This window comes from Duganella sp. GW821-FHT01E12, from assembly GCF_059422325.1.
In genome coordinates this window covers 724,525-751,089 of record NZ_JBWKWR010000001.1, presented here as the reverse complement: position 1 = coordinate 751,089, position 26,565 = coordinate 724,525, and the positions used below count along the sequence as shown (strand labels likewise).

The following is a 26,565-nucleotide window of genomic DNA, read 5'->3' as shown; positions in this document are numbered from 1 at the left end:
GTTTGATCTATAAGCTTTGATCTATAAGCTGCAGACAGAGATCGCAAAGGCATTCATGGCGCTGTGCGCCAGGGCGCACCAGGTCCAACTGCGGGTGCGCTGGTAGAGCAGCGCCAGCGCCAGTCCCGGCGCCAGCACCGCCAGCGCGTGCTGCCAGCCGGAGCCCAGGTGCAGCAATCCGAAGACCGCCGTCGACACCAGCACAGGTCCGCCCCGCGTCAAAGGCAGGCCGCCGTTGCCGGCCGCCAGCTGGCGCGTCATCCACTCCTGCAGCCCGGCCCTGACCACGCATTCCTCCAGCGCAGGCGAGAGCACGAGCAGGCGAAGGCAGACGGCGAGGTCCGGCGCCAGCAACTGCGCGCTGCAAAAATGGGTAATCGACGACACGGGATATATTGGTTTTGCTGCCGGTTGCGTATCTTGTCCGACCGTTCATACCCGGCCGCGCAGCAAAGGTTCTAACGAGGAGAGATTTATTTTCGGCCGCGCAGGCGGTCGAGCCATTTCGCGGCGATGCGCTTGTTGGCTTTAAGGGTGTAGTCCAGCGTGGCGAATTGCTCGTCCAGCGCTTCCTGCAGCACGCTGGCCGGGTTGGCCGGCGGCAGTTTCAGATAGGCGTCCGCCTCGCCGTAGTCGCGATGGATCTCCATGCCGGCCTTTTTCGCGATGTGCATCATCGTCTTGTTGGACGACAGGCAGTGCATGTACAGCGTATCGACGTCGTCGTTGCGGCAGTGGATGGCGGCGCGTTCGAACAGCTTGGAACCAATCCCCAGGCCACGCGCCGAGCGGCTGACCGACACCCCGAATTCCGCCACCCGCTCCTTCTCGGTGACGGCGCCCTTCGATTCGTCGCGCGGCGCGAACGCCAGGTGGCCGACCGCCACCAGCTTGAACACGCGGTTGTACACGCCGAACACCATGTCGCGCGAGAAGTCGATGCGGTTGACGTAGTTGGCCACCTGCTCGTCCGGCAGCACGGTGCCGAAGCGCAGCAGGCGGTCGCTGTCTTCCAGGCCGAGGAAGTGCTTGACCATGCGCCGACGGTCACGCTCACGCAGCTCCTTCACCAGAACCGTCGGACGGCGCTTGCCGTCTTTGTGCTTGCCCCAGCGGCGCAGCGGATTCTGGAAAAGGTCGATCGAGCTCATATTTCCGCCGCGGCCTCGTCGTCGTCGCCGGCGTGGAGCGCCACCTTCACCGCCGTCACCCGCGCGCGGTGCACCAGCTCCGGTATGCGTTGCGGGTTGGCGGTGCTGGCCAACGCTATCTCGCCGGCGTTGACGCCGCGCGCGGCCGCCAGCGCCGCCTCCAGATGCGCCAGTTGCGGGAAAGGCGTGTCGCGGAAGCTGGCGTTCGGGCCGATGCGGCCGCGCGAATCGCATTCGGTCGCCAGCAGCATCTGCGAGAAGCGTGCCGGCTTGCGGAAGGCGTCGCAGCGCTCCAGCAGGGTGACGATGGTGGCAGGCCGCAGCTGCAGGGCGCGGCCCACGTTGCCGTGTTCGCGCGCGGTCATCACGGCCAGGTCGCGGCATTCGGTCGGCACCCTGAGGCGCTTGCAGACCTGCTCCACCAGCTTGACGCCCAGACCTTCATGGCCGTGGTGCGCGGGCCAGTTCTCCGGCGGCGTGGCGCCCTTGCCCAGGTCGTGCATCAGGCAGGCGAAGCGCGTGGCCAGTTCATGGCCCGCTTCCGCCGCGCAATCGATCACCTGCAGCATGTGCGTGCCGGTGTCGATTTCGGGATGCCACTTCTCCGGCTGCGGCACGCCCCACAGCACGTCCAGCTCTGGCAGGATGCGCGCCAGCGCGCCGCAGTCGCGCAGCACCTCCAGCATGCGCGAGGGCTTGTGTTCCATCAGGCCGCGCGACAGCTCCTGCCACACGCGTTCCGGCACCAGCGCGTCGACCTCGCCCTGCTCCACCATCTGACGCATCAGCGCATTGGTTTCGGGCGCCACGCGGAAGTTGCTGAAGCGGGCGGCGAAGCGGGCTACGCGCAGGATGCGCACCGGGTCTTCGGCGAACGCTTCAGAGACGTGGCGGAAGATGCGCTGCTCCAGATCGCGCCTGCCGCCATAAGGGTCGGTGAGCGTGCCGTCGTCGGCGCGGGCGATGGCGTTGATGGTCAGGTCGCGGCGTACCAGGTCGTCTTCCAGCGTGACGTCGGGCGAAGTGTGGAACACGAAGCCCTTGTAGCCGGGCGCGGTCTTGCGCTCGGTGCGGGCCAGCGCGTATTCCTCCTGCGTCTTCGGATGCAGGAACACGGGGAAGTCCTTGCCGACCGGGCGGAAGCCCTTGGCCAGCATGTCATCCGGCGTGGCGCCGACGACGACGTGGTCGTGGTCCTTGACCGGCAGGCCAAGCAGTTCATCGCGCACGGCGCCGCCGACTACATAAATCCGCATGTTCGTCAGTCCGGCATCTCGGCGTCGTGCTTGGGCGCCATTTCGGTTTCGGCCATCGCCTCCTCGACCCAGCGGGCCACGGCGGGATGGGCCAGCACGCGCTGGCAGTAGGCGTCCAGCGCCGGCGCCAGCGACACGCCGTAGGTGCGGAAGCGCATCACCACCGGCGCGTAGTAGGCGTCGGCGATGGAGAAGTCGCCGAACAGGAACTGGTGGTGGCCGAAGCGCGACAGGCATTCCTCCCATATCTCGCTGATGCGGCCGATGTCGGCCTGGGTGCCGTTGGTGCGGCCCTTGCCCGGATAGCTGCCGCGGATGTTCATCGACATCGAGGTGCGCAGGTCGCTGAAGCCGGCGTGCATCTCGGCGCAGACCGAGCGCGCCATCGCGCGCGCGGCCACGTCCTGCGGCCACAGATGCAGCTCCTGGAACTGCTCGGCGAGGTATTCGCAGATCGCCAGGCTGTCCCAGATCGTCATCTCGCCGGCCAGCAGCACCGGCACGCGGCCGCTGGCCGAGTAGCCGCAGATGCGGTTGGCGGTGTCGTCCTGGTCGAGCAGCACGCGCACTTCCTGGAACGGGATGCCGAAGGCGGTCATCGCCACCCACGGGCGCATCGACCACGAGGAATAGTTCTTGTTGCCGATGACGAGCGTCAGGCCCGGCTCGCGCGCGGCGGCCAGGGTTTGCGACAGGCTGGGATCTAGTTGTGTGGTCTGCATGATGCGTCCAAGGTGGTTGTATTGGTCAACGTGTGTGGGTCAACGCGAGCCGAAGCTCGACTCCTGCTGTTCCTGTTCGGTGTAGCCTCGCGGCGCGACGGTGCCCAGACGCGCCTTCAACGATTGCGGCCGGCCTTCGAACAGCGCCGCGTAGTAGGTGGTGTTCGACATCACGTTCTTGACATAGGTGCGGGTTTCGACGAACGGGATCGACTCGATGAAGACCGCGCTGTCCATCGGCTTGGTGAGCGTGGAGCGCCACGAGCGCAGGCGCCCCGGCCCGGCGTTATAGGCGGCGGTGGCCAGCACCTGCGAGCCGTCCATGTTCCCGAGCACCATGTTCAGGTAGTTCGCGCCCAGCAGAATGTTGGTGCGCACGTCGCTCAGCATCTCCTGCGCGAAGTCGGCCAGGCCGATCTTCTTGGCCACCCAGCGGCCGGTGGACGGCATCACCTGCATCAGGCCCGAGGCGCCGACGTGCGATTGCGCGTCCATGATGAAGCGCGATTCCTGCCGTATCAGGCCGTACACCCAGGCTTTATCGAGCCCCAGCGTCTGGGTGGTCGGGTGCATGATGTCGATGTGCGGCGACGGGTAGCGCTGCGTGTAGTCGACCTGGATGCGAGTGCGATCCGAGGTATTGACCATGCGGTCGAGGATATTGTTCTGGCGCGCGAATTCGGCGGCGGCCAGGTGTTCTCGTTCGCTCAGGCCGCGCAGGCCCCAGTTCCACTCGCGCGTGCCTTCGAAGCGCAGGCGCATGCCGAAGAACTTCAAGGCGCGCTGGAAGTTGGGATTGGCGGCGATGGGCGCGATCTCCGCCGGCGTGATGGGCAGGCCTGGCAGCGGGATCGTAATCAGCTTGCCGGTTTCCTCCAGCGCCAGCAGGCCGTAGAAGTTGGACTGGTCCGAAATGCTCCGGAACAGCTGCATCGCTTCGCCGGTGGCCTGGATAGAACCTGCTTGCACCATCAGCGCGCGGCCCAGCCAATACACCCAGGCCGGATCGGCGCGCAGCGAGGACGGCATGGCGCGGATGTTCTTTTCCACCTGCTTCCAGTCGCCATTGCGCAGCGCGATGCGGGTCTTCCATTGAATCTGGTCGATCGACAGCGCGGCGCCGTTCGACTTCTGCCAGTACTCGGTGGTCTCCGGCGCCAGCGAGTACGACGATTGCAGCGCCACCGCGGCCCATGCCTCCTGCTGCTCCTGCGGGCTCAGTTTGGACGCGGCCTTGTTCAGCGCCAGCACCGCCAGCTTGGTGCTGGTCTTGGCCATGCGGCCGATGGCGACGATGTAGATTTCGTGTTCGACGCGGCCGCTGCCCATGCCCTTGGCCAGCGCGATGGCCGGCAGGTCCACCGCCTGCACGGCCTTCTTCTCGTTCCCGCCCAACAGCGCGACGATGCGGCGCGCCTGGCCGGTGGCGTTGAATTCGCCGGAAAGGCGCAGCTGCGCGTACAAGTCGTCGAGGTTGAACTGGCCGGCCTGGTATAGCGTGGCGATCAGGCCCGCGCACGGTTCGCCGTAGCCGTTCGGCGCGGTGAGCAGCTCGCGCGCCTCGCCGGCCACCTTCTGGCCCTTGAGCGCGCGCGATTGCAGCGCGTAGCATTTGACCTGGGTGTCGTCGTTCAGCACGAACAGCGGCAGCTGCTCGTCGAAGGTGGCCCAGTCGCGCTTGCGGCCCAGGTCCAGCAGCCAGTCGTTGCGCAGGCGGTCGACGATGGCCTGGCCTTCGTAGCGCTTCATGAAATCGCGGATTTCCGCGTACGAGGCATCCTTCAGGCGCGGTTTCAGCCGATAATAATCGACGTAGGACGGAATGGAATAATCGCCCAGGCGGGCGGCGTAGAAATCGGCCTTGGATGCGTCGTCCTGGCGCACGGCGTCGCGCAGCAGCAGGAAGGAATCGTCTGCCCGGCGGCCGTCATCGCCAAGGTCGTCGGCGTGGGCCAGGGTGCTGATGGCCACAAGAGCGGCGCCGGCAATCCATTTTAAAGCGGAAATCAATGTGCAACTCTCTAAAGTCTTGAAAATCTGAACCTATGACCAGCGACCCTAGAATACCACGCGCCACGACTGAACCACCAGCCCCGCCAGCCCCGCAAAAGGCCGATTTACGCAAGCAATTGCTGACCGCGCGGCGCGCATTGGACGCGGCCACGCGGGCAGCGTGGGACCATGCGATCGGCGCGCAGGTGGTCGAGTGGTGGAAGGCCGCGCAACCGGCGGCGCTGGGCGTGTACTGGCCGCTGCGCGACGAGCCGGATCTGCACGCGGCCTACGCGGAATTGGCGCGGCTTGGCGCGCGGCTGCTGCTGCCGGTGGTGGTGGAAAAGCACGCGGCGCTGGAGTTCGCCGAGTGGCGCATCGGCGAGGCGATGGTCAAGGATGCGATGGGGGTGGCGGTGCCGGCCGACCTGCGTTTGCAGCAGGCGTATCCGCCGGCGCTGCTGGTGCCGTGCCTGGGATTCAATCCGCAGGGCTACCGGCTGGGTTACGGCGGCGGTTTCTACGACCGCACGCTGGCGCGGTCGCCGCGGCCGCAGACACTGGGGATAGCCTACCAGTGCCTGCGGATACAGTTCGACAGCGATGGTCACGATGTGGCGCTGGACCGCATCGTCACCGAGTAGTTACACCAGGCGTTGCCACAGCGCCGTGGTGGCCGCGGCCTGGTTCATGCTGTAGAAGTGCAGGCCGGGCGCGCCGCCCGCCAGCAGGCGTTCGCACAATGCCGTCACCACGTCCAGGCCGAAGGCCTTGATCGAGGCGCTGTCGTCGCCGAAGCTGGCCAGCTTCAAACGCACCCAGCGCGGGATCTCGGCGCCGCACATGTCCGAGAAGCGCATCAGCTGCGTGTAGTTCGTGATCGGCATGATGCCGGCCACGATGGGCACGTCGATGCCGATCTTGCGGGTCTGCTCGACGAACTGGAAGTAGGCGTCGGCGTTGTAGAAGTACTGGGTGATGGCGGCGTTGGCGCCGGCCTTCACCTTGCGTTCGAACGCCAGCAAATCGTCCTGCGGCGACTTGGCCTGCGGGTGCACCTCCGGATAAGCCGCCACTTCGATGTGGAACCACTCGCCGGTCTCCTGGCGGATGAACTCCACCAGCTCGTTCGCGTAACGGAACTCGCCGGCCGCGCCGTAGCCGCTCGGCAGGTCGCCGCGCAGCGCCACGATGCGCTTGATGTTGTGCGCCTTGAATTCCGTGAGGATCTCGCGGATCGATTCGCGCGTGCCGCCCACGCAGGACAGGTGCGGCGCGGCGTCCTCGCCGGCGGCGAGGATTTCCACCACGGTGTCGAGCGTGCCGCGCTGCGTGCTGCCGCCGGCGCCGAAGGTCACGGAAAAATACTTGGGCTTGAGCTCGGACAGCTTGGCGCGCGTGGCGCGCAGCTTTTCCGCGCCTTCCGCCGTCTTGGGCGGAAAGAACTCGATACTGAAATTATGATTAGCCATCTGACGTCTTCAAAAGTAAGGTAGACAGGGCCCAGGAAATCACGCTGTACAACAATGCACCACCGATCGCCGACGCGAAGCTGTCGACGTGGAAGCCGTCCACCCATTGGGCGACCAGCCAGAACATGAAGCCGTTGATGATGAAGATGAACAGGCCCAGCGACACCACGGTCACGGGCAGCGTCAGCAACAACAGCACGGGGCGTATCAGCGTGTTGACCAGGCCCAGTACAAGGGCCGCGACGAGGGCTGCGCCTATGCTTGTGACATCGACGGAATGCATCAGGTAGGGAACTGCCAGCAAGGCAATTGCATTGATTAACCAGGTAAGGACCAAACGCATAAGATGAGCTCGCTGCAAAAAAAGGGCGGGATAAAAACGGGGCCGGCGAGTTGCCGGCCCCGCTTCATACCGGCAGATTAATAACGGTAGTGGTCTGGCTTGTACGGGCCCGCTTGCGTCACGCCGATGTAGGCCGCTTGCTCTTCGGTCAGCACGGTCAGCTGCGCGTTCAGTTTCTTCAACTGCAGACGCGCCACTTTTTCGTCCAGATGCTTGGGCAGCACGTACACGCCGACCGGATACTTGGCGGTGTTGGCGTACAGCTCGATCTGGGCGATGGTCTGGTTGGCGAACGAGGACGACATCACGTACGATGGATGGCCGGTGCCGCAACCCAGGTTGACCAGGCGGCCTTCGGCCAGCAGGATGATGCGCTTACCCGACGGGAAGATCACGTGGTCGACCTGTGGCTTGATGTTCTCCCAGGTGTATTTCTTCAGCGCGGCGACGTCGATCTCGTTGTCGAAGTGGCCGATGTTGCAGACGATGGCCTGGTCCTTCATGGCCAGCATGTGCTTCTCGGTCAGGATGTGGTAGTTGCCGGTGCAGGTGACGAAGATGTCGCCGTGTTCGGCGGCGTAGTCCATGGTGACGACGCGGTAGCCTTCCATCGCGGCCTGCAGCGCGCAGATCGGATCGATTTCGGTGACCCACACCTGCGCCGACAGCGCGCGCATGGCCTGGGCCGAGCCCTTGCCGACGTCGCCGTAGCCGGCGATCACGGCGACCTTACCGGCGATCATCACGTCGGTGGCGCGCTTGATGCCGTCGACCAGCGATTCGCGGCAGCCGTACAGGTTGTCGAACTTGGACTTGGTGACGGAGTCGTTGACGTTGATCGCAGGGAAGGCCAGCTTGCCTTCCTTGTGCATCTGGTACAGGCGGTGCACGCCGGTGGTGGTTTCCTCGGTCACGCCCAGGATGTGCGGCAGGCGCTTGGAGTACCAGGCCGGGTCGATCGCCAGGTGGGCCTTGATGGCGTTGAACAGGCAGATTTCTTCTTCCGAACCTGGCGCGGCCAGCACGGAGATGTCTTTTTCGGCGCGCGCGCCCAGGTGCAGCAGCAGCGTGGCGTCGCCGCCGTCGTCGAGGATCATGTTCGAGTAGACCGCGTTGCCGGCGGCGTCCGCAGGCCATTCGAAGATGCGGTGGGTGTAGTCCCAGTATTCGTCCAGGGTTTCGCCCTTGATGGCGAACACCGGGGTGCCGGCGGCGGCGATGGCGGCGGCGGCGTGGTCCTGGGTCGAGTAGATGTTGCACGAGGCCCAGCGGACCTTGGCGCCCAGCGCTTCCAGCGTCTGGATCAGCACGGCGGTCTGGATGGTCATGTGCAGCGAACCGGTGATGCGCGCGCCCTTGAGCGGCTGCGACGCGGCGAATTCCTCACGGATGGCCATCAGGCCAGGCATTTCGGTTTCGGCAATCTTGATTTCTTTGTCGCCCCAGGCGGCCAGGGAGATGTCGGCGACCAGGTAGTCTTGTGCGGATTTGAGTACGGCGTTCATCACGCCCTCCTTTCATGTTGAAAAAAGTAACGTGAGCGCGGTTTGGGACTCCGAGCCTGGCGAATTCATGATTCGTCGCAACGCTCCTCGGAAGGCGCATTTTAGCACCGTTGGGCGCGACTGGCGCAAGAAATTCCGCTTTGAGGCGGCGCAAACGAAGCGGACACCGGCGGCCTATAGTGGTCTTTTTACCCGGAGTCCGCCATGGCGATCGACCCGCGCGATGCAATCTGGAACGAAGCCCACCAGCTGCTGTACAACACCAGCTACACCGAAGAACTCGAGGCGGCGCTGCTGGCGCGCTGGACCTGGCTGGACAGCGTGACCAAGATCGCCGTGGCGATTTCGTCGGGCGGCGCGGCACTCACCGGCCTCGTATTCTGGAAAAACGCGGACTATACTTTCCTATGGCCGCTGTTCACGTCCGGCAGCGCCCTGCTTGCCATCCTGTCCAAGGAGCTGTCGGTGGCAAAGCGGCTTAAAATCCATGCGACGGCGGTGACCGAACTGACCGCCTTGACCAACGACATCGGGTCGCTGATTATCCGGATGAAAATCAATACCGAATTTCCCATCGCGGAATATGAAAAAAAATTACTCGCACTGCACGGCCGATACCGGGTCGAACTGGGCGATTTTCCCTACGATTTGCTGCTGACGGAGCGCTTGCGGGCCAAGACCCAGCGGAAATTGAACACCATGTTGCGCGCCGAATAGCATATCTGTCTGGAGAACCGCATGAGCACCGAAAACCAACGCGAAAAATACTTGCCCCCGAATCCGCCGCCGCCGCCGCCGCAGCGGCCCAAATAGCACAACGCCCCGGCATGCGGGGCGTTGTCGTTCAGCGCGAGGCGATTACTTCAGGCCGGCCGCGGCGCGCAGGATGGCGGCCTTGTCGGTGCGCTCCCACGTGAATTCCGGCTCTTCGCGGCCGAAGTGGCCGTAGGCGGCGGTCTTGCCGTAGATCGGACGCAGCAGGTCCAGCATCTGCACGATGCCTTTTGGACGCAGGTCGAAATGCTCCATCACCAGCGCGGCGATCTTCTCGTCCGGGATCACGCCCGTGCCTTCGGTGTAGACCGTGATGTTGATCGGACGCGCCACGCCGATCGCGTAGCTGACCTGCACCTGGCACTGGCGCGCCAGGCCGGCGGCCACCACGTTCTTGGCCACGTAGCGGGCGGCGTAGGCGGCCGAACGGTCCACTTTCGTGGGGTCCTTGCCGGAGAACGCGCCGCCGCCGTGCGGGCTGGCGCCGCCGTAGGTGTCGACGATGATCTTGCGGCCGGTCAGGCCGCAGTCGCCCTGAGGACCGCCGATGACGAAGCGGCCGGTCGGGTTGACCAGGTACTTGGTGTCCACCAGCCATTCGCGCGGCAGCACCTGCTTGATGATCTCCTCGATCACCGCTTCCTCGATCTGCTTGTGCTGCATTTCCGGCGCGTGCTGGGTCGACAGCACGACGGTGTCCACCGCGACCGGACGGCCGTTGACGTAGCGCAGCGTGACTTGCGATTTGGCATCCGGGCGCAGCCACGGCAGGCGGCCGTCCTTGCGCAGCTGCGACTGGCGCTCGACCAGGCGGTGCGCGTAGTGGATGGCGGCCGGCATCAGTTCCGCGGTTTCGTCGCAGGCGTAGCCGAACATCAGGCCCTGGTCGCCGGCGCCTTGATCGAGATCAATCCCCGCGCCCTCGTCCACGCCCTGGGCGATGTCCGGCGACTGCTTGTCGTAGGCCACCAGCACGGCGCAACCCTTGTAGTCGATGCCGTAGTCGGTGTTGTCGTAGCCGATGCGCTTGATGGTCTCGCGCGCGACTTGAATATAATCAACGTTGGCGAACGTGGTAATCTCGCCGGCCAGCACCACCAGGCCGGTATTGCACAGGGTTTCGGCGGCAACGCGGGCTTTCGGGTCCTGGGTCAGGATGGCGTCCAGAATCGCGTCGGAAATCTGGTCGGCGACCTTGTCCGGGTGGCCTTCCGAGACGGATTCGGAAGTAAAAAGATAGTCATTTGACATCGCAAGCTCCTGATACTGGTTAAGAATGTTTTGTCGCCAACCAATACGGCTTGCGACGCTTTAGCGATATTTATATTCCGCTTCGCAAGTTGTCTGTTAACTCAGCGGTTACTGCATACGTGGTATTTTACGCTTCTTAAAAAATTTTGGCATGGCAACAGAAGCCAAAAGCACCTTCTATTAGACGAATTACACATGCTTGTTCCAATTTTCCGATTTCTTTCCATCTTCCCCTTGCCGTTTTTGCATGCGCTGGGCGCCGCGCTGGGCTGGCTGGTCTACCTGAGCTCGCCATCGTACCGCCGCCGCATGCGCGACAACATGGCGCAGGCCGGCTATGCGCAGCACCTGTCGGCGGCCATCGCCGAAGCCGGCAAGAGCATCGTCGAGCTGCCCTTCATCTGGTGCGCCGATCCGGCGCGGGTGTCGCGCCACGCCACGGACGAGAACTGGGCCATCGTCCAGGCCGAGCTGGACGCCGGCCGCGGCATCGTGTTCCTCACGCCCCACCTGGGCTGCTTTGAAATCGTCGCGCAGGAAATCGCGCTGCGCACCGAGCTGATGGTGATGTACCGGCCGCCGAAAAAAGCCGCGTTGAAGCCGCTGATCGAGGGCGCCCGCGCGCGCGACAACCTGCTGCTGGCGCCGGCCAATATGTCCGGCGTGCGCATGCTGGCCAAGTGCCTGAAAAAAGGCAAGCCGATCGGCCTGCTGCCGGACCAGGTGCCGCAGGAAGGCGAAGGCGTGTGGGCCACCTTCTTCGGCCGCGCCGCCTACACCATGACGCTGCCCGCCAAGCTGGCGCAGCTGGGCGACGCCACCGTCATCGTCACCTACGCAGAGCGGCTGGCCGGCGGCAAGGGCTATGTGATCCGCTTCGTGCCCTTCGACGGCACGCTGGAGGGCAGCGCCGCCGAGCAGGCGCAGGCCATCAACCATGCGATGGAGCGCCTGATCGCGCGCAGCCCGAGCCAGTATTTCTGGAGCTACAACCGCTACAAGGTGCCGGCCGGCATAGCCGCGCCCAGCCCGGCGCCGCACGCGGGAGAACAGGCATGAAGCTGCTGTTGGGGTTCATGTGGCTGCTGCACTGGCTGCCGCTGCCGGTGCTGGGCCGCTTCGGCAAGGCCGTCGGCAGCCTGCTGTTCCTGGTGATGCGCTCGCGCCGCCACATCACGCTGACCAATCTGCGCCTGTGCATGCCGGAGTTGAGCGAGGCCGAGCGCATCGACATCGCCCGCAGCCACTTCCAGGCGTATTCGCGCAGCGTGTGGGAGCGCGGCATCCTGTGGTGGGCGTCGGAGGAACGGCTCAAGCGCCTGATCAGGGTCGAGCCGGGCCCGGTGCCGGTGGAGCAGATGACGTCCCAGCCGACCATCCTGCTGTGCCCGCATTTCGTGTGCCTGGACGTGGCCGGCGCCTCGATCGCCATGGTGGCCAGCGCCTCGTCGATGTATGTGCAGCAAAAGAACGCCGCCTTCGACCGGGTGCTGCGCGCCGGCCGCGCCCGCTTCAAGCCGGTCAAGCTGTTCACCCGCCAGGACGGCATCAAGCCCATCCTGCGGGCGCTGCGCGACAAGCTGCCCTACTTCATGCTGCCGGACATGGACTTCGGCGAGAAGGACGCCGAGTTCGTGCCCTTCTTCGGCATCGAGGCCGCCACCTTGACCGCCACCGCCCGCATCGCCGCCACCACCGGCGCCCAGGTGATGCCGGTGATCGCCACCTTCCTGCCAAATTACCAGGGCTGGCGTGTGAAATTCTATCCAGTGTGGGACAATTACCCTGGTCCCGACATGGTTGCCGCCACCCGCCGCATGAACGAGTTCATCGAGGAACGCGTGCGCGAAGCCCCGGCCGAATATTTCTGGACGCACAAACGGTTCAAGACGCGCCCGAACGGCGAAGCTTCGCTGTACCAGCGTTCCAAGTAAACACAGGCAGCAGATGAAACTCAAATTCACCAAAATGCACGGCGCCGGCAATGACTTCGTGGTCATCGACGGCATCAACCAGCACATCGACTTCTCGCCCGCGCAATGGCAGCTGCTGGGCGACCGCCGCTTCGGCGTGGGCGCCGACCAGATCCTGCTGGTGGAAAAACCCACCGAGCCGGGCTGCGATTTCCGCTACCGCATCTTCAACGCCGACGGCGGCGAGGTCGAGCAGTGCGGCAACGGCTCGCGCGCCTTCGTCAAGTTCGTGGCGGAAAAAGGCCTGACCGCGCAACGCAGCATCACGGTGCAGACCAAGGCCGGCGTGATCGCGCCGCGCCTGGAGCTGGACGGCAGCATCACGGTCGACATGGGCGCGCCGGTGCTGGAACCGCAGCGCGTGCCGTTCGACGCCGACGGCCTGCACGGCGAGCGCCAGGGCGACGACACGCTGTGGCCGCTGGTGCTGGAGCTGGGCGGCGCGCGAGAGAGCGTGCTGATCTCGGTGGTATCGATGGGCAATCCGCACGCGGTGCAGATCGTCGACGACGTCGACGCCGCGCCGGTCGAGCTGACCGGCCCGCTGATCGAGCACCATGCGCGCTTCCCGAACCGGGTCAACGCCGGCTTCATGCAGATTGTCGGGCGCCACCACATCAAGCTGCGCGTGTTCGAGCGCGGCGTGGGCGAGACGCTGGCCTGCGGCACCGGCTCGTGCGCGGCCGTGGTGGCCGGCATCCGCCGCGGCCTGCTCGACAGCCCGGTGCGCGTCGACGCGCGCGGCGGCCAGTTGTCGATCAGCTGGGCGGGCGTGGGCCAGCCGGTGTGGTTGACCGGCCCGGCGGTGACGGTGTTCGAGGGCGAGATCGAGATTTAAGGCGCGACATTTAACGCGGCTCAGGCCGCCAGCCGCTCGTCGGCGCCCGGCAGCCAGGTCTTGAGCCGGTACAGGCGCTGGCGGTAGTTGCCTTCCAGCCCGTCCGGGCCGTTGTCGAGATGCTCGAACAGGCGGCCGATGCGGTCCAGCGCCTGCCGCTCGCGCGCGGTGCGCAGCAACACCAGACGCCGCTTGCTGCGGCCGTAACTGGCGCGGATATCCACCACCAGGCAATGGCCCTGGTCGGCCGCTTTCACATCCAACAACAACGCTTCCGCCCGGCTCAGCCCAAACAGCTGGGCCAGGGTCAGGCGCGCCGCCAGCAGCGGCTGGCTTTCCAGCGCGTCACGCGACATCTGGCGCAGGATGGCCTCGGCCCAGGCCGACTCCTTGGGCGCCGCGCCGATGCGCGCCAGCGCCGCCTCGGCCTCGTCGCAGCCCTGGGCCGCCGCCTTCTGCAGCCAGTAGGCCGCGCGTACGTCGCTGTGCTCGTCTGCGCGGCGGTTGCGCCACGCGTACATGCCGCATTCCAGCTGCGCGGCGCAATGGCCCATGTCGGCCGCCCGCTCCAGATAGCCCTGGGCTTCGGCCACGCTGCGCTGGGAAAATTCCGGTTTCAAATAGATGCGCGACAAGCCATACCAGGCTTCGGCCAGGCCTTGCTCGCCCGCCAGCGTCAGCCAGCGGATGGCGCGCTTGAAGTTGACCGCGGCGATGCCGTCGGCCTGCCGCCGGCCGTCGCCGTCCATGCGGGCGAACCACAAGCCCAGCGCCAGCTGCGCCTGGCGGTCGCCGCCATGGGCGGCCAGTTCGCGGCAGTGCTGCAGTTCGGCCCGGGACTCGGGCTGGCGGCCGGCCTCCTCGTCGAGCAGCGCGGCGCAGCGCGCCAGCAGCGTGAGCTGGGCCGGCTCCAGCGGCCAGTCGACCGCGCGGGCCGCCTCGGCGTCGGCCGGGGCGCCGGCAAGCAGCTTGCGCGCCAGCGGCAGGGCCCGTTGCAGAAATGCCGCGCGGTCGCCGTGCCAGGCTTGCTCCAGCACCGCGTACTGGGCCGCGGCCAGGCCGCCGTCGGCCGCCCGCGCCAGCCACTGCTGGCGGGCGCTGGTGCGATGCGAAGGCGGACTGCCGCGCCGGGACGGCTGCGGCGGCGCCAGCGCCGGCGACGGCGGTTGCACGCCGGCCTGGTGCGCCAGCAGCCATTGCGCCTCGGCCGAGCCGCCGCGCGCGGCGGCCTCCAGCGCCTGCAGCGCCTTGTCGCGCAAATGCAACGCCGCCGGCTGCGGCGCGGCCTGGTTCAGCACCAGTTGCGCCAGCACCAGGCCGGCCTGTTCGACGCCGGCGTCGTAGGCGCGGTCGTACCAGGACAGCACCGACGGCAGGCAATGTTGCGCATGTTCGAAAGGAACGTAGCTGCCGATCAACATCCAGGCTTCGTCCTGCTCCTGCAGGGCAGCGCGGTTCAGCCAGTGCAGCGCCGTTGGCAGGCTGAGCGGCAAACCCGCGCCGCCGAACAAGTAGAGCTTGCCCAGCGCCAGTTGGCAGACCGCGTCTCCCGCGCGCGCCCCCCGGATGATCCCTAACTCTTCTCGATTTGCCATCGTCTCACTATTAGTCCGATTCATCGAAACGGCGGTGCATCCAGGCTGTCTGCGCAGCTTCGGCTGACCGTTGCTACTTATGAGTGTAGCGTGCGATCGGCACCACACCCTAAAGAATATGCGGTTCGCTTTGATTTCGCACAAGCGGCCGACCCCGTTTTGCCCTGTACGCTAAGAGCTGTTTTGGTGCCTGAATGAAAGGAAATAATGCGTTAAACAGGCCCTGGTGGCCTGCGTATCAAGCGTTTCAAAAATACAACAAGAAGCCCGATTTCTTTGGCTTTCGACCAAAACTAGCCGTCATAATCAACCATTCCAGCGCTTTTGACCTGATGAGATATTAAGGTTCTCTCATCGAGGGTTGACTCTGCGACCCGCTAGCTTTGGCAGTATGCATGTTCACTCATAAAGGAATAACTCAAATGAAAAAATCTTTAGTGGCTCTGGCTCTCATGGGCGCATTTGCTGGCGCATACGCGCAATCGTCCGTGACCATCTATGGCACTGTGGATGCAGGGATCTCCAAGCGCACCGGCACCACCACCCAGGTGGGCAAGCGCGACAACAACAAACTCGGTTTCAAGGGCATCGAAGACCTGGGCAGCGGCCTGAAGGCCATCTTCCAGCTGGAGATCCGCTACGAGCCGGACACCGGCGCCGTTGAAAACACCACCGCCACCACCAGCCGTCCGCTGTTCCAGGGCCAGAGCCGCGTCGGCCTGCAGGGCGACTTCGGTACCGTGCGCCTGGGCCGTGGCCTGACCGCCTTCCAGGAAACCAGCACCGCCTTCGAACCATGGAGCGGCATGCCCGGCGTGGCCGGCTACCAGACCGACCTGCAGGTGGCCGGCTACACCAGCGATCCGATGAGCCCGGTCGGCAATTCGAACAACCGCTTCTCGAACGCCGTGTTCTATAACACCCCGATGATCGCCGACATGTTCCAGCTGAACGTCACGGTCGCCGCCAAGGAAGCCAACGGCAATCCAGCGATCCAGGGCAAGAGCACCAACCCTGCCGCGCCGCAATTCCCGGCCAACAGCGCGCCAACGGCCACGCCTTACTCGCTGAGCGCCACCGCCGCCAACGGCCCGTTCGCCGCCTATGCCGCGTACGAGCGGAACGCCATCGAAACCAAACTGTGGTCGGTGGGCGCGTCGTTCAAGCCAATCAACGACCTGAAACTGATGGGTTCCTACCAGAAGCAGGACCAGGGCAACAGCACGCTGATCAATCCGAACACCAAGGCTTGGTTGCTGGGCGCTAACTACACCGTCGGCGCCGGCCTGATCCGCGTGGGCTATGGCCAGAAGACCCCGGACAACGCGCTCAACAGCCCAGCTCTGGTCAAGACCAAGCAAGCGTCGATCGGCTACGACTACAACCTGTCGGCCCGCACCTATCTGTATGTCGATGCCTCGAACAAGAAGGCAGCTACCACGCTGAATTTCTACAGCCTCGGTATCCACCACAACTTCTAAGCCGCGCAGTCGGCAAGAACTGCCGGCGCTTGGGTTGGGGAATGACGGGCATGGGCAACCATGTCCGTTTTTTTTCGTTTAGAATGACTCTTTCACCCTCGTAAATAAAGTACCTCCATGACTGTCCCACTGGATCACACCCTCGTCGCGCAATACCTGACCGAACACCCGAATTTCTTCGAAGAGCATGCTGAACTGCTGGGGGAAATCAAACTGGCCAGCCCGCTGACGGGACGCGCCGTGTCGCTGCAGGAGCGCCAGATGGAAGTGATGCGCGACAAGTACAAGGCGCTGGAATTGCGCATGAGCAATCTGATGCGCCTGGCGTCGGAAAACGAAGCGATCGCCAACAAGTTCCACCGCTGGACCAAGGTGTTGCTGGAGGCCGAAGATGTGGGTTCCATGCCACACGCCGTGGTCAGCGGCCTGAAGTCCAGTTTTGATGTACCGCAGGTCACGCTGCGCATCTGGGACACCGCGCCGGACTACCTGGGCGAATGGTTCGTCAACGGCGTGTCGGAAGACGCGCGCATCTTCGCCAACAGCCTGATGGCGCCCTACTGCGGCACCAACAAGGATTTCGAGGCGGTGCGCTGGCTGCAGGACGCCACCGGCATCACCTCGACCGTGATCATTCCGCTGCGCAAACCGGGCAACAAGAACGCCTTCGGCCTGCTGATCATGGGCTCGGCCGACCCGGCGCGCTTCACCTCGCTGATGGCCACCGACTTCCTGGTCCACATCGGCGAGACCACCAGCACCGCGCTGGCCTGGCTGCTGGCCTGAGCGCCGCCATGAGCGCCGGCCCGGACAGCAAGCTGGCCTGGATCGACGCTTACCTGGCCCAGCTGCGCGACCAGCGCCGGCTGTCGCCCCACACCGTCAGCGCCTACGCGCGCGACCTGCAGGAATTGGCCGGCCTGACCGCCGGCCAGGACTGGCCCCAGATCGACCATTTCGCCATCCGCCGCCTGACCGCCAGGCTGCACGCGCGCGCGCTCGATCCGCGCTCGATCGCCCGCAAGCTGTCGAGCTGGCGCGGCTTCTTCGACTGGCTGGGCGGCCAGACCGTTCTGGCGGCCAACCCGGTGCAGGGCGTGCGCGCGCCCAAGCGCGCCAGGACGCTGCCGCGCGCGCTGTCGGTGGACGACGCCGTGCAACTAGTGGCGCCGTCCCGCCCCGGCGCCGGCGCCGCCCCGGTGGCGGCCGAGCTGTGCAACCGCGCCATGTTCGAACTGTTGTATTCCAGCGGCCTGCGGGTGTCCGAGCTGGCCGGGCTGGACCTGACGGCCGGCAAGGACGCGCTGGGCTGGGTGGCGCTGGACAACCGCGAAGTCATCGTCACCGGCAAGGGCAACAAGCAGCGCGTCGTACCGGTGGGCAAGGCGGCATTGGAGGCGCTGGCGGCCTGGATCGCCGTGCGCCCGGCGCCCGCCGACGGCGGCAACGCCCTGTTCCTGAGCACGCGCGGTACGCGGGTGTCGCCGCGGGTGATCCAGCAGCGCCTGCAGGCCCATGGCCTGGCCCACGGCGCGCCGGTGCACGTGCACCCGCACATGCTGCGCCACTCGTTCGCCTCGCACCTGCTGCAATCGTCGGGCGACCTGCGGGCGGTGCAGGAAATGCTGGGCCACTCCAGCATCAGCTCGACCCAGGTCTATACCGCGCTGGACTTCCAGCACCTGGCCGAGGTGTACGACAAGGCCCACCCGCGCGCCAAAGTAAAATAGCATAGCCCGTACTGATGTTGCTCAATCCGACGAATTGCTAGGCCCGGCCAAATTCCGGCATAATCGGCCGGTTGCATTTCTGCATTTGATCCCCATCTAGGGTTTCCTCCTAGACCAGACTGGTAAGCACCATGGCACTGATACCGACCACCATCCTCACCGGCTTCCTTGGCGCCGGCAAGACCACCCTGCTGAACCGCATCCTGCAGGAACAGCACGGCATGCGCATCGCCGTCATCGAAAACGAGTTTGGCCAGGAGAACATCGACAACGAAATCCTGGTGCAGGACAGCGGCGAACAGATCGTGGAAATGAACAACGGCTGCATCTGCTGCACCGTGCGCGGCGACCTGATCGTCGCCCTCGGCGGCCTGGCGCAGAAGCGCGCAGCCGGCGAGCTGCAGTTCGACCGCGTGGTCATCGAGACCACCGGCCTGGCCAATCCCGGCCCGGTGGCGCAGACCTTCTTCGTGGACGAGGAAGTGGGCACTCACTATATGCTGGACGCCGTGGTCACCGTGGTGGACGCCCGCCACGCCATGGACCAGCTGGACCAGCACGAGGAAGCCCAGCGCCAGGTCGGCTTCGCCGACAAGCTGCTGCTGTCCAAGACCGACCTGGTCAGCGCCGACGACGTGGCCGCGCTGACCGCCCGCCTCAAGCGCATCAACCCGCGCGCGACTATCAGCACGGCGGACTTCGGCCGCGCCCCGCTGTCCGAGGTGCTGGACCTGAAGGGCTTCAACCTGAACGACAAGCTGGAGCTGGACCCGGACTTCCTGGAAACCGACCAGGCCCACGACGACGACCACGTGCATGACGAGCACTGCGGCCACAACCACGAGCACGGCCACCACCACGGGGACCACGGCCACGACCACCACCACGCCCACCACAGCGACGACATCGCCGCGTTTGTGTTCAAAAGCACACGCCCGTTCGACACCGCCAAGCTCGACGAGTTCCTCGGCGGCCTGGTAAATGTCTACGGTCCTCGCATGCTGCGCTACAAAGGCGTATTGTTCATGAAAGACGCTGATCGCAAGGTTGTGTTCCAGGGCGTGCACCAGATCATGGGCAGCGACCTGGGCGCCAAATGGGGAGAAAACGACGTTCGAGGCAGCAAAATGGTATTTATCGGTAAAAATCTGCCGAAAGATATCTTTATTAGCGGTTTAGAACAATGTCTGGTATAAACTATCCGGGTTTTGTGGGGATGGCTAAATAGCCACAAACTCCGGGCTGATTAATTGAAAACTCTGTCGTATCGAAGGTAAGCGAAGTTATGACCACCAAAACTAATAAATCGACCCCCGCCGCCGCCGACCGCATCCTGACCGAAGAAGAAATTCTGAAGATGGATGAAAAGGATTATATGAATCCGGCGCAAATGGCCTTCTTCAAAGCCAAGCTGCAAGCGCTTGAAAAGGAACTGCTGAAGAACGCCGGCGAAACCACCGAACACCTGCGCGAAACCGTGCTGGTGCCGGACCCGGCCGACCGCGCCACCATCGAAGAAGAACACGCGCTGGAACTGCGCACCCGCGACCGCGAGCGCAAGCTGCTGAAAAAAGTCCAGCAATCGATCGTCGCCATCGACGGCGGCGACTACGGCTGGTGCGAGGAAACCGGCGAACCGATCGGCATTCCCCGCCTGATCGCCCGCCCGACCGCGACGCTGTCGCTGGAAGCCCAGCAGCGCCGCGAACTGAAGCAGAAACTGTACGGCGATTAATTCGCCCGGACTTTAAAAAAAGCACGCAACCGCGTGCTTTTTTTACGGCAAGCACCGAGGTTCAGACGAGGATCGCGTGGGACTGTTCTCCATCTTCAAGAAGACCGACGCAACGCCCGCCCCCGCCCCCAACGATGACGACGAGGCGGCGCGGCTGGCCGCCAACAGCGAAACCGAACGCCAGCAACAGCAGGCGCGCCAGCGCGAGATCGCCCGCGCCACCGCGATGAAGATCGACGCCATCGAATCGGCGATGACCTTCGACATCTTCAACGAGCCGGAACCGGCCTGGGGCAGCCAGCGCGCCGCCCGTCCGGCCAAGGCCAAAGCCGCCGCCCACGCCGGCCCCGACACCCAAGCCCTGGACGAGCTCCCCACCACCGTGCTGCTGCGCGACGACGACCTGCCGCAACAGGCCGTCGCGGCCGAGACCGCGCCGGTGGTGGAGGAAATCGCCATCCTGTACGCCAACGGCCAGGGCGGCGTGGCCGAACAGCTGCTGACCGCCAGCGTCGCCGAGGCCGGCGGCGACCGCACCGTCTGGTGGATGTTGTTCGACCTGTACCAGGTCAGCGGCCAGCGCGAGCGCTTCGACAACCTGTCGATCGACTACGCCAGCACCTTTGAAACCTCGCCGCCGCCGTGGAACGCGCCGGCCGCGCTGGCCGCGTCCTCGCCCGGCTGGGCCGGCCTGACGCCGACCGAAGCCTTCGCCGGCGTGCTCGATGCGCACATCGACGCCCAGCTCGAACGGCTGCACCAGGCGGCCGCGGCCAGCCCGGTGCTGCGGCTGGAGTTCCCCCGCGTGACGGCGGTCGAGCCGGGCGGCTGCGCGCTGCTGCTGGACACGCTGCGCAAGCTGCAAGCCCAACAGCGCGAGCTGATCCTGGTGGGCGCCGACGCCCTGGCCGCGCTGATCCGCGACGGCATCGCGGTCGGCCGCCGCGACGACACCGAGGCGCCGTGGCTGTTGCTGCTGGAGCTGCTGCAACTGCTGAACCGCGAAAAGGAATTCGAGGAAACCGGCATGGACTATTGCGTCACCTTCGAAGTGTCGCCGCCGTCGTTCAGGGCGCCGCACAAGGTGGCCACCGCCGCGGCCCAGAAGGTGTCGGCCTCGCCGGACCGCTTCATGCTGCCGCCGCTGCTCGAAGGCCAGCTCGGCCCTTTACTCGCCCAGATCCAGCACTATGCTGATCAGTACCAGACCCTGGTGTTCGACTGCTCGCGCCTGACGCGCATCGACTACGCCTGCGCCAACCAGCTGCACGCCAGCCTGGCCCAGCTGGGCAAGAAGATCGAATTCCGCGACGTCAACCACCTGGTCACGGCGCTGCTGCGCCTGCTGGGCTACGCCGACATCGCCAGGATCTACCCGCACAAATACTGAAACTTGCAATTTCCGCGAGCAGCCCCATTTTTCAGTCTTGTAGCAGTCCGCGTCTTTACTTAGAGGTAACTATGGAACAATTTCACGGCACCACCATCCTGTGCGTGCGCCGCGGCAAGCAGGTCGCGCTGGGCGGCGACGGCCAGGTCACGCTGGGCAACATCGTCATGAAGGGCACGGCCCGCAAGGTGCGCAAGACCTACCAGGGCAAGGTGCTGGTCGGCTTCGCCGGCGGCACCGCCGACGCCTTCACCCTGCTCGACCGCTTCGAGGGCAAGCTGGAAAAACACCAGGGCAACCTGCTGCGCGCCTCGGTCGAGCTGGCCAAGGACTGGCGCACCGACCGCGTGCTGCGCCGCCTGGAGGCGATGCTGCTGGTGGCCGACAGCGAATCGACCCTGGTCATCACCGGCAACGGCGACGTGCTGGAGCCGGAGGACGGCATCGGCGCCATCGGCTCCGGCGGCACCTACGCGCAGTCGGCGGCCAAGGCGCTGGTGGAAAACACGGAACTGTCGCCGTCGGAAATCGTCAAAAAGTCACTGACCATCGCCGGCCAATTGTGCATCTACACCAACCTGAACCACATCATCGAGACACTGGACCCAGCATGAACATGACACCGAAGGAAATCGTCGGCGAGCTCGACAAACATGTGGTCGGCCAGGCCAAGGCCAAGAAGGCGGTCGCCATCGCGCTGCGCAACCGCTGGCGCCGCCAGCAGGTGGAGGAACCGCTGCGCCACGAGATCACGCCGAAGAACATCCTGATGATAGGCCCGACCGGCGTCGGCAAGACCGAGATCGCGCGCCGCCTGGCCAAGCTGGCCGACGCGCCCTTCATCAAGATCGAGGCCACCAAGTTCACCGAGGTGGGCTATGTCGGCCGCGACGTCGACACCATCATCCGCGACCTGATCGACATCGGCGTCAAGCAGACCCGCTCGGCCGAGATGGCCAAGGTGCGCGCGCGCGCCGAGGACGCGGCCGAGGACCGCGTGCTCGACATCCTGCTGCCGCCGGCGCGCGACTTCGGCTTCCACCCGGCCACGCCGGCCGACGCGCCCAAGGAAGGCAAGGAAGGCGACAGCACCCGCCAGACCTTCCGCAAGCGCCTGCGTCAGGGCGAGCTGGACGACAAGGAAATCGAGATCGAGCTGGCCGAGAGCGGCCCGCAGATGGAGATCATGGCCCCGCCCGGCATGGAGGAGATGACCGAGCAGATCAAGTCCATGTTCTCCGGCATCGGCGGCAGCCGCAAGAAGGCGCGCAAGGTCAAGATCAAGGAAGCGATGAAGGTGCTGATCGACGAGGAGGCCGCCAAGCTGGTCAACGACGACGAGATGAAGCAGAAAGCCATCCAGAACGTCGAGCAGAACGGCATCGTGTTCCTCGACGAGATCGACAAGATCGCCTCGCGCTCGGAGGTGGGCGGCGCCGACGTCTCGCGCGCCGGCGTGCAGCGCGACCTGCTGCCGCTGGTCGAGGGCACGACCGTCAACACCAAGTACGGCATGATCAAGACCGACCACATCCTGTTCATCGCCTCGGGCGCCTTCCACCTGGCCAAGCCGTCGGACCTGATCCCCGAGCTGCAGGGGCGCTTCCCGATCCGGGTCGAGCTGGAGTCGCTGTCGATCGCCGATTTCGAGCGCATCCTCACCAGCACCGACGCCTGCCTGACCAAGCAGTACGAGGCGCTGCTGGCCACCGAGCACGTCACCATCGAGTTCGCGCCGGAAGGCATCACGCGGCTGGCCGAGATCGCCTACTCGGTCAACGAACGCACCGAGAACATCGGCGCGCGCCGGCTGTACACGGTGATGGAAAAGCTGCTGGAGGAACTGTCCTTCACGGCCAGCGACGACAGCGGCAAGGTCGTCACCATCGACGCCGCCTACGTCAACGCCCGCCTGGACGCGCTGGCGGTCAACGAAGACCTGTCGCGCTACGTCTTGTAAGGAGCGGGGATCATGGCGAACAAGGCACTGGCCACGCGGCAGAAGATGACGATACGGGTCGAGCCGTCGCAGAAGCCGCCGCGCAACCCGGTGGCGCTGGCGGCCAAGGCGCGCGCCGGCGGCGCCGGGCCGCACGCCAAGCCGCGGTCGGTCGACCGGCAGGCGGCCAAGCGTCTGCTGGCGAAGATCAGCCTGAAGCCGGACCCGGAGGAAAAGTAACCGTTAGCGGGCGCCGGTGGTGGCGCCCGCTCTCGGGTTATCCGGTGCCGTCCCTGCTGCGAGGGACAGCGTGCGCGCAGTGTCCCGCACTTCGGCCCGATGTACCAATCGATTATTCCAAGCGCCGCTTTTCACGCCGGCAAGTACCGTGCTACGATACCTTTTGTTAATTTACCAAGGCAGGGTATGAGCTCACCGGAATTGCTGCTGCAAGTGCTGCGGACCCAGATGCGGGCCGCCGGCGTCACCTACAAAATGCTGGCCGAGCGGATCTCGATGAGCGAATCGAGCGTCAAGCGCATGTTCGGCCAGCAGGACATGTCGCTGTCGCGGCTGGCGCAGATCTGCAAGGCGGCCGGGGTGGCGATGGAGGACGTGCTGCGCGGCGCGGCCGACGCCACGCCGCAGGCGGACGCGCTGACGCTGACGCAGGAGAAATCGCTGCTGGCCCAGCCCCACCTGCTGCTGATGGCGATCTGCTGCCTGGGCCACTGGACCCTGGAGCAGGTGCTGGAAACCTACAACCTGACCGAACCCGAATGCATCATGCTGCTGGCCGAGCTGGACCGGCTGGGCGTGATCGAACTCAAACCGCTGAACCGCTACCGTCTGCGCGTGTCGAACGCCTTCCGCTGGCTGCCGGACGGGCCGGTGCAGCAATTCTTCCGCGAGCACGCGGTGCACGATTATTTCAGCGGCAGCTTCGACGGCGCCGGCGAGACGCTGCTGTGCCTGCCCGCGCGGCTGTCGCTGCCCAGCGCCGAGGAGCTGGTGGGCCGCATCCAGCAGCTGGCCGGCGAGCTGGCGCGGCTGCACCAGAGCGACCGCAAGCTGGCGCCGCAGGAGCGCGACGGCTTCACCTTGCTGGTCGGCTTCCGCTCGTGGGAATTCGCCGCCTTCACCGCGCTGCGGCGCGCGCCGCCTGCCGCGCCGCTGGCGCCGGCTACCAGATAGGTCCGAGGAACAGATAGGCGCTGCTGTTGCCGCCCTTGGTGGTGCCGGCGCCCAGGTACAGCGGGCCGAAGCGCGTATCGACCGCGAAGAAGCCGCTGGCGGCCTGGTGCAGCGAACCCCAGCGCAGCGGATTGGCCGGGCTGTAGGCGCCGCCCGCCTCCAGCGAAAAGCCCAGCCGCACATCGCCGCCCAGCGCGGCAGGCATCGCGCCTATGCTGCGCGCCATCACCACCCGGCCCAGCAGGGTGCGGTCGCCGATGATCGATTGCGGCGTCGATCCCGACAGGCGCAGGAAGCCGCCCAGGGTGTTGGCCGACGCGCCGCCCTGGCTGCGCGACCATTCCGCGTACACATGGCCGGCCCAACGGTCCACATGGAAGGCCTGCAGCCCCTGCACCGCCTGCGTGGTCGGCACGGCGCCGGTGGAACCGCTGTGCATCAGGCGCTGCCAGCCCAGCGAGAACAAGGTGCCTCGGGTCGGGAAGGCCACCGTGTCGAGGCTGTCGACATTGAAGGACAGCTGCTGGATGGTCTGTATGCTGCTGAGTTCGGTTCGATCTTCCGGGATGCTCTGGTGGGCGATCTGCTTCTGGCGCGTCACGCTGTAGCGCAAGTCGCCCCAACGGCCCAGCTGGCGTCCCAGCGCCACGCTGCCGGCCTGACTGTTGTAGGCGTAGCGCGCCTGGCGGAAGCCGCTCGCGCTGAAGATGTCGACCGCCGACGAGTCATATTGCAGACCCGGCACCACATACCACTGCGAGCCCGCGCCCAGCGGCTGCCAGAACTGCACGCCCAGCGCGCGCTCGGTGCCGACCCGGCCGACCGTGCGCAGCTCGGCGCCCCAGTCGTTGAGCGAGGACAGCACATGCATCACCTTCAGCTCGAACGCATTGTTCTCGGAAAAATCGCTGCTCAGCTCCAGGCCCACGCGCAGGCGGCTGCGCGCCCAGTCGGCCTCGGTCGGCTTGATCAGCACATTGCGGCCATCCTTGTCGTCATGCACCTCGGTCTCCACCCGCGCCAGGTCGCCGCGCCCGAACAGCGCGTTGCCGGCCGCCTGCGCCTGCTCGTTGGTGACCGGCTGCCCCACCTTCAGGCCCGACTGCACCTCCAGCTCCTTCGGATTGATGCGCCCGCTCGGCGCCACCTCCAGCTTGGCCAGCCGCACCGGCTGGTCGATGCCGACCGGCGCCGACAGGCGCTGCAGCTCGTACGCGGCGTACTGCGCCTCGGGCAGCGCCAGCTTGACCAGCTTGGCGCTCATGGCCCGCACCGCCGCCTCGCCGGCCTTCATGGCGCGGTCGTGGCGGGCGAAGTCGAGGAAGCCAATGCCGCCCAGGTCCGGCGCCACCAGGATGTCGTCGGCGCGCAGCTCCTTGAGCGAACGCTGCACGTTCTGCTCGGTCAGGATCTGCAGCATCTGCTGCGCCACGCTGACCGCGCTGATCAACTCCTTTTCCTGCGCCAGCGGCGTGCCGACGTTGACCGCGATGATGACGTCGGCGCCCATGTCGCGCGCCACGTCCACCGGCAGGTTGCGCACCAGGCCGCCGTCCACCAGCAGCCGCTGGTTCACCCGCACCGGCGCGAACACGCCCGGCACTGCCAGCGAGGCGCGCATCGCCAGGAACAGCGGCGTGTCGTTCAGTTCCACCAGCTCGCCCGTCACCAGATCCGAGGCCACCGAGCGGAACGGCAGCTGCAGCAGGTTGACCGGTTTGTCGCGCGCGCCGTGCGGCAGCACGCGGGTCAGCGCCAGCTCCAGCGCCTCGTTGCCGGCGGCGGCCGGCGGCAGCGAGACGCCATCGAGCTTGGCGCCGAACTCGATGCGCGACGGCAGCAGCAAATCCTCCTCGCGGCGGCGGTACACCAGCTCGTCGCGCGGCGGGCGGTCGGCCACCACCGCGTTCCAGTCGGTGCGGCGCACCAGTTGCTCCAGCTGCTCGACCGAGCTGCCGGCCGCGTAGGCGCCGCCGACCACGCTGCCCATGCTGGTGCCGACCACGAAGTCGACCGGCACGCGCAGCTCCTGCAGGGCGCGCAGCACGCCGATGTGGGCGAAGCCGCGCGCGCCGCCGCCGGACAGCACCAGCGCGACTTTGGGCCGCGGCTTGATGGAGGCGTCCGGCGCGGTTGTTTGTGCGGAAGCGGGCGCGCCGATCGCGGTCGCCAAGAAAAAGCCGCAGCAAAAAGCTGCGGCCAGGGTACGGGAGATCACCATGGG

At 65.7% G+C, this 26,565-nt stretch carries 26 protein-coding genes and 1 riboswitch; of the genes, 15 read left to right on the top strand and 11 right to left on the bottom strand.

Annotation, left to right across the window (positions count from 1 at the left end; translation table 11 throughout):
- Window positions 1-21 precede the first annotated feature (21 nt).
- The 5 genes from mrtJ to AC07WS_RS03240 form a co-directional block, all read right to left on the bottom strand.
- Window positions 22-387, bottom strand: coding sequence for a JDVT-CTERM system glutamic-type intramembrane protease MrtJ (gene mrtJ / locus AC07WS_RS03260; protein WP_494727691.1), 366 nt, complete (start codon window positions 385-387; stop codon window positions 22-24).
- An 86-nt stretch (window positions 388-473) separates the two neighbouring features.
- A complete protein-coding gene (locus AC07WS_RS03255) occupies window positions 474-1,151 on the bottom strand; it encodes a GNAT family N-acetyltransferase (protein ID WP_494727690.1) in 678 nt (225 codons plus the stop codon).
- Window positions 1,148-2,407, bottom strand: a complete 1,260-nt coding sequence (locus AC07WS_RS03250) for a multifunctional CCA addition/repair protein (RefSeq protein WP_494727689.1) — start codon at window positions 2,405-2,407, stop codon at window positions 1,148-1,150. The genes AC07WS_RS03255 and AC07WS_RS03250 overlap by 4 nt, the downstream gene beginning before the upstream one ends.
- Window positions 2,408-2,412: 5 nt before the next feature.
- Window positions 2,413-3,129 carry a glutathione S-transferase family protein gene (locus AC07WS_RS03245; protein WP_494727688.1) on the bottom strand — a complete coding sequence of 239 codons (717 nt, stop codon included), beginning with the start codon at window positions 3,127-3,129 and terminating at the stop codon, window positions 2,413-2,415.
- 39 nt (window positions 3,130-3,168) lie between these two features.
- Window positions 3,169-5,139: a lytic transglycosylase domain-containing protein gene (locus tag AC07WS_RS03240; protein ID WP_494727687.1), complete on the bottom strand. Its 1,971-nt coding sequence runs from the start codon at window positions 5,137-5,139 to the stop codon at window positions 3,169-3,171.
- A gap of 35 nt (window positions 5,140-5,174) precedes the next feature.
- Between AC07WS_RS03240 and AC07WS_RS03235 the strand changes: the two genes are divergently transcribed.
- Entirely contained in the window at window positions 5,175-5,765 is a 591-nt protein-coding gene (locus AC07WS_RS03235) for a 5-formyltetrahydrofolate cyclo-ligase (protein ID WP_494727686.1), read from the top strand.
- Here AC07WS_RS03235 and metF read toward each other — a convergent pair whose 3' ends face one another.
- The 3 genes from metF to ahcY all read right to left on the bottom strand — a co-directional run bounded on the left by metF (window position 5,766) and on the right by ahcY (window position 8,441).
- Window positions 5,766-6,593, bottom strand: coding sequence for a methylenetetrahydrofolate reductase [NAD(P)H] (metF, locus tag AC07WS_RS03230; RefSeq protein WP_494727685.1), 828 nt, complete (start codon window positions 6,591-6,593; stop codon window positions 5,766-5,768).
- On the bottom strand, window positions 6,586-6,936 hold the full coding sequence (locus AC07WS_RS03225) for a phage holin family protein (RefSeq protein ID WP_117012654.1): 351 nt from the start codon (window positions 6,934-6,936) through the stop codon (window positions 6,586-6,588). Before AC07WS_RS03225 ends, metF begins: the two co-directional genes overlap by 8 nt.
- Before the next feature lie 77 nt (window positions 6,937-7,013).
- Window positions 7,014-8,441: an adenosylhomocysteinase gene (gene ahcY / locus AC07WS_RS03220; protein ID WP_494727684.1), complete on the bottom strand. Its 1,428-nt coding sequence runs from the start codon at window positions 8,439-8,441 to the stop codon at window positions 7,014-7,016.
- 26 nt (window positions 8,442-8,467) lie between these two features.
- Window positions 8,468-8,536, bottom strand: a riboswitch (S-adenosyl-L-homocysteine riboswitch).
- A gap of 109 nt (window positions 8,537-8,645) precedes the next feature.
- Here ahcY and AC07WS_RS03215 point away from each other — a divergent pair.
- Window positions 8,646-9,158, top strand: coding sequence for a hypothetical protein (locus AC07WS_RS03215; protein WP_494727683.1), 513 nt, complete (start codon window positions 8,646-8,648; stop codon window positions 9,156-9,158).
- Window positions 9,159-9,299: 141 nt separating this feature from the next.
- Here the strand turns inward: AC07WS_RS03215 and metK are convergent, their stop codons facing one another.
- Window positions 9,300-10,466 (bottom strand): methionine adenosyltransferase, encoded by a 1,167-nt coding sequence (gene metK / locus AC07WS_RS03210; RefSeq protein WP_494727682.1) that lies wholly within the window; start codon window positions 10,464-10,466, stop codon window positions 9,300-9,302.
- A gap of 195 nt (window positions 10,467-10,661) precedes the next feature.
- On the opposite strand from metK, the gene AC07WS_RS03205 reads away from it, so the two are divergent.
- The 3 genes from AC07WS_RS03205 to dapF are packed head-to-tail and all read left to right on the top strand — an operon-like array spanning window position 10,662 to window position 13,277.
- Window positions 10,662-11,525 (top strand): lysophospholipid acyltransferase family protein, encoded by an 864-nt coding sequence (locus AC07WS_RS03205; RefSeq protein ID WP_494727681.1) that lies wholly within the window; start codon window positions 10,662-10,664, stop codon window positions 11,523-11,525.
- Window positions 11,522-12,400: an LpxL/LpxP family acyltransferase gene (locus AC07WS_RS03200; RefSeq protein WP_494727680.1), complete on the top strand. Its 879-nt coding sequence runs from the start codon at window positions 11,522-11,524 to the stop codon at window positions 12,398-12,400. Before AC07WS_RS03205 ends, AC07WS_RS03200 begins: the two co-directional genes overlap by 4 nt.
- A gap of 13 nt (window positions 12,401-12,413) precedes the next feature.
- Complete coding sequence (gene dapF / locus AC07WS_RS03195) at window positions 12,414-13,277, top strand: diaminopimelate epimerase (protein ID WP_494727679.1); 864 nt, start codon at window positions 12,414-12,416, stop codon at window positions 13,275-13,277.
- Window positions 13,278-13,297: 20 nt separating this feature from the next.
- Here dapF and AC07WS_RS03190 read toward each other — a convergent pair whose 3' ends face one another.
- On the bottom strand, window positions 13,298-14,872 hold the full coding sequence (locus AC07WS_RS03190; protein WP_494727678.1) for a tetratricopeptide repeat protein: 1,575 nt from the start codon (window positions 14,870-14,872) through the stop codon (window positions 13,298-13,300).
- Between the two features lie 422 nt (window positions 14,873-15,294).
- Between AC07WS_RS03190 and AC07WS_RS03185 the strand changes: the two genes are divergently transcribed.
- From AC07WS_RS03185 to AC07WS_RS03140, 10 genes are all read left to right on the top strand, one after another.
- Window positions 15,295-16,353, top strand: a complete 1,059-nt coding sequence (locus AC07WS_RS03185; RefSeq protein WP_494727677.1) for a porin — start codon at window positions 15,295-15,297, stop codon at window positions 16,351-16,353.
- Window positions 16,354-16,470: 117 nt separating this feature from the next.
- Window positions 16,471-17,139, top strand: coding sequence for a DUF484 family protein (locus AC07WS_RS03180; protein WP_116993733.1), 669 nt, complete (start codon window positions 16,471-16,473; stop codon window positions 17,137-17,139).
- Between the two features lie 8 nt (window positions 17,140-17,147).
- The gene (locus AC07WS_RS03175) at window positions 17,148-18,083 is read left to right on the top strand and encodes a tyrosine recombinase XerC (protein ID WP_494727676.1); all 936 of its coding nucleotides are present in this window, start codon (window positions 17,148-17,150) and stop codon (window positions 18,081-18,083) included.
- Window positions 18,084-18,214: 131 nt separating this feature from the next.
- Window positions 18,215-19,279 (top strand): CobW family GTP-binding protein, encoded by a 1,065-nt coding sequence (locus AC07WS_RS03170; protein ID WP_494727675.1) that lies wholly within the window; start codon window positions 18,215-18,217, stop codon window positions 19,277-19,279.
- Window positions 19,280-19,368: 89 nt separating this feature from the next.
- On the top strand, window positions 19,369-19,818 hold the full coding sequence (gene dksA, locus AC07WS_RS03165) for an RNA polymerase-binding protein DksA (protein ID WP_070271465.1): 450 nt from the start codon (window positions 19,369-19,371) through the stop codon (window positions 19,816-19,818).
- Between the two features lie 76 nt (window positions 19,819-19,894).
- On the top strand, window positions 19,895-21,208 hold the full coding sequence (locus AC07WS_RS03160; protein ID WP_494727674.1) for an STAS domain-containing protein: 1,314 nt from the start codon (window positions 19,895-19,897) through the stop codon (window positions 21,206-21,208).
- Window positions 21,209-21,279: 71 nt separating this feature from the next.
- Window positions 21,280-21,822: an ATP-dependent protease subunit HslV gene (gene hslV / locus AC07WS_RS03155; RefSeq protein WP_161091709.1), complete on the top strand. Its 543-nt coding sequence runs from the start codon at window positions 21,280-21,282 to the stop codon at window positions 21,820-21,822.
- Complete coding sequence (gene hslU / locus AC07WS_RS03150) at window positions 21,819-23,168, top strand: ATP-dependent protease ATPase subunit HslU (RefSeq protein ID WP_494727673.1); 1,350 nt, start codon at window positions 21,819-21,821, stop codon at window positions 23,166-23,168. The genes hslV and hslU overlap by 4 nt, the downstream gene beginning before the upstream one ends.
- 12 nt (window positions 23,169-23,180) lie before the next feature.
- A complete protein-coding gene (locus AC07WS_RS03145) occupies window positions 23,181-23,387 on the top strand; it encodes a hypothetical protein (protein ID WP_494727672.1) in 207 nt (68 codons plus the stop codon).
- A 186-nt stretch (window positions 23,388-23,573) separates the two neighbouring features.
- Entirely contained in the window at window positions 23,574-24,341 is a 768-nt protein-coding gene (locus AC07WS_RS03140) for a helix-turn-helix domain-containing protein (protein WP_494727671.1), read from the top strand.
- Here AC07WS_RS03140 and AC07WS_RS03135 read toward each other — a convergent pair.
- Complete coding sequence (locus AC07WS_RS03135) at window positions 24,331-26,514, bottom strand: patatin-like phospholipase family protein (protein WP_494727670.1); 2,184 nt, start codon at window positions 26,512-26,514, stop codon at window positions 24,331-24,333. The genes AC07WS_RS03140 and AC07WS_RS03135 overlap by 11 nt on opposite strands.
- Between the last annotated feature and the right edge of the window lie 51 nt (window positions 26,515-26,565).